The organism is Marisediminitalea alba (assembly GCF_002993365.1).
GTDB lineage: Bacteria > Pseudomonadota > Gammaproteobacteria > Enterobacterales > Alteromonadaceae > Alteromonas > Alteromonas alba.
Genome location: NZ_PVNP01000122.1, coordinates 1 through 2,383 on the forward strand (window position 1 = coordinate 1; position 2,383 = coordinate 2,383).

Below are 2,383 nucleotides of genomic sequence, written 5' to 3' on the forward strand. Positions count from 1 at the left end.
CTACGATAGTGACGCATTAAGAGAATATATTGAAGCCAAAGGAGGTATCTCCGTCATACCTAAACGGAACTATGGCCAAGATATAGACAAAGACAGCGTTGATTGGTGCCTCTATAAATATCGCCACCTAGTTGAAAACGCCTTTGCTCGAATAAAGCATTATCGTTCAATATCAACGAGGTATGAAAAGTTAGCAAGGAATTATGCCAGCATGGTATCACTGGCATTTTCGATGATGTGGCTACCCATGTACTGCTGAGTGAAATATATGCAGCAAAGATCAACAGGCCCTAGGAGCATAGTTTATTATGGGCGGTGGTTGCTGATCCCTCACATAGCGGTCAAGCCAGTTACGAAGCTGCATAAAGACCTCTTCTCGATACTGACTAATAGCATGATCGGCACCTTCATACATGATAAACCGCACCGGATAGCGTTTTTCATCCAACGCCTCGACAAGCTTTAATGCCTGAGTCGAACGGGTACGCCAGTCGGAAGAGCCGTTCAGTACTAGTATTGGCACTTTAGGTAACATATCCAGCCACTTTATTACCGAACGCTCTGCAGGCCAGGCTTGCGGATCCAACTGATACTGTGGGTCCATTTCAGCAAACGTTTTGCTAAACTGCGGGCGGTGTGCCAGTGTTAAAGCCACATCTGCAACAATACCGCCAACGGCTACGGCACTTACCTTAAGTCCCTTTTTTAACGCCAGAAAACTCATCATACTCCCGCGCGACCAGCCAAATAAACCGATACGTAGAGCATCAACCTCTTCAATCGCGGCTAGAACGGCAGGTAATGCCAGCACATCGTTTACATCATCGCCACCAAAATGATCTGCCCCCTCACTGCCTCCGGCCCCCCGATATTGGGAGGCAATCACCACATAGCCCCAACTGGCAATTTCAGCCAGTTGCGCCGGTCCTATCGATGAGCCCGGAAACGCCAGTGATCCGAAATCCCGATTGCCGCCGCGATTATAAATCACTGCCGGATATTTACCCGGCGCTTTTGGTTTAAAGACAAAGCCCCGGATTTTAAGACCATCGACCTCATAGACAATGCCCGATAGGTGTACGTTATGATTGAAGGTGTTTTCGAGCATCGCTCGGTCAGGTGTTTGTTCAACCCCGGATGTGAATAAGGGAGTCATGTTCCAGCAAATAGGCTTTAAATTCTGCAGGTGAGGTAATGGGGGTATCACTGATAAGCTGTGCAAATGCACTATGAGTCATAAGTACAAAAAGAGACAGCAATAGCCCAATCAAGCGAGCATGATTGTTCTTCATTAACCGAATCGTTGTCTGAAATAATGTCAGTTCTGTTTACTAGTGCTGTTCACATCCAACATCGAAACGGCATCTACAACACTATACTAGCTCATTCAAAAAGGCTGGCAACGCCTTTTCCGATGATTACATCTTCGTGGCTTACATCGGCGCTTTGGCCAATGGAAAAGTCTATATCCATAGCGAACTTGGCCATCATCTTACTAGGGCGTGTTGATCTTTTCTGTACATATTTTGCTCAACAATACATCGGCAGCCACATTAACATAAATGCCAGCGATACCATGCTGGCATAATTTCGCTCTAACTTATCGTATCTAGTTGAAATAGCTCGATATTGCTTAATTCTTGCAAATGCATTTTCAACCAAATGTCGGTATTTGTATAAGCACCAATCCATGCTTTTTTTATCAATATCTTGACCGTAATTCCGTGTAGCAATCACTGGTGTTCCACCGTGGTCACGAACAAAACAGCGGAATTGTTCGCTATCATAGCCTTTATCACAAACGACAGTGTTCACTTCATCAAGCTGTTCAACCAAACTATTCGCATGAACAACATCGTGGCGTTGACCTTCTGATAAGTCGAAACAAATCGGTAATCCTCCACTATCTACAGCTAAGTGAATTTTGGTTGAATTACCCCCACGACTTTTGCCTATTTGCTCTGAGCTTTCAGTTGCTGCTCCTGTGCTATGTTGATGTGCTCGAACTATCGAGCCATCAAGAAAGACCCACTCAAAATCAGCCATGCTAGATAAGCTTTTGAAAAGGTTATCTAAAATCCCTTTCTTTGACCAAAGATTAAATCGTCTGTATACGGTACTCCACTCTCCGAATTCAGAGGGCAGATCTCGCCAAGGAATACCAGTTCTCATTCGATAAAGTATTCCTTCAAATGTCATTCGATGTTCAGTTTTATCGTAAATACGGCCTGTACTTTTCATAACTTGAAGTAGCAGTTCCCATCGAATATCAGTTAGTATTGTTCTTGGCATGGTATTGGTTATGGTTTTACTTTTGGCGAAGCAAATTATAACCCTTTACCATGCTGTTTAAAAATTACTCACGAAAGATCAACACGCCCTA

General features: G+C 44.1%; 3 protein-coding genes. 1 reads left to right on the plus strand and 2 read right to left on the minus strand.

Annotation, left to right across the window (positions count from 1 at the left end; genetic code table 11):
• Positions 1-259 (plus strand): transposase (locus C6Y40_RS11860; protein WP_146129559.1); only part of this gene is annotated, 259 nt, incomplete at its 5' end.
• Between the two features lie 21 nt (positions 260-280).
• On the opposite strand, the gene C6Y40_RS11865 is transcribed toward C6Y40_RS11860, so the two are convergent.
• Both C6Y40_RS11865 and C6Y40_RS11870 read right to left on the minus strand, forming a co-directional pair.
• Positions 281-1,156, minus strand: coding sequence for an alpha/beta hydrolase family protein (locus C6Y40_RS11865; protein ID WP_105934776.1), 876 nt, complete (start codon positions 1,154-1,156; stop codon positions 281-283).
• 374 nt (positions 1,157-1,530) lie between these two features.
• Positions 1,531-2,292 (minus strand): IS5 family transposase, encoded by a 762-nt coding sequence (locus tag C6Y40_RS11870; RefSeq protein WP_105932999.1) that lies wholly within the window; start codon positions 2,290-2,292, stop codon positions 1,531-1,533.
• Between the last annotated feature and the right edge of the window lie 91 nt (positions 2,293-2,383).